This window comes from Neisseria sp. P0009.S007 (assembly GCF_051962515.1).
Map to the genome: position 1 here is coordinate 1 of NZ_JBQCVF010000919.1, position 413 is coordinate 413.

1 protein-coding gene is annotated in these 413 nt (G+C 45.8%); it reads right to left on the reverse strand.

All coding sequences use genetic code 11. From position 1 onward, the window contains the following. Positions 1-26: 26 nt before the first annotated feature. Entirely contained in the window at positions 27-284 is a 258-nt protein-coding gene (locus ACTHS3_RS17115; protein ID WP_049225703.1) for a SemiSWEET family transporter, read from the reverse strand. Positions 285-413: the final 129 nt, after the last annotated feature.

Below are 413 nucleotides of genomic sequence, written 5' to 3' on the forward strand. Positions count from 1 at the left end.
TTTGCACAGGCCGTCTGAAAACTTCCTTAAAAACTAGTGATAAATGTAATCAAACCCAAAATAATGCCTGGGGCGTTTGCCAGTATGATGGGGTAGTCGCGTTTTTCTTTCAAAAAGCCGTAGGCAAACCATAATGTGCAGTTGATGGCGGCGACGAGGGGTTGCAACGGCGAGCCGGGGTTGCCGGCAAGGTTGTTTTGGATTTGCGGGATATAAGAAACGTACATACCGACGCCGGCCAGGGTGGCGGTGACGGAAAGAATGTGCATTTGTTTTTCAGTCATTGGTTTTCCTTTCTGATTAGACGATTGGGTTTTCAGGCTGTACAGATGTTGATTTGCACAGGCCGTCTGAAAACTTCCTTAAAAACTAGTGATAAATGTAATCAAACCCAAAATAATGCCTGGGGCGTT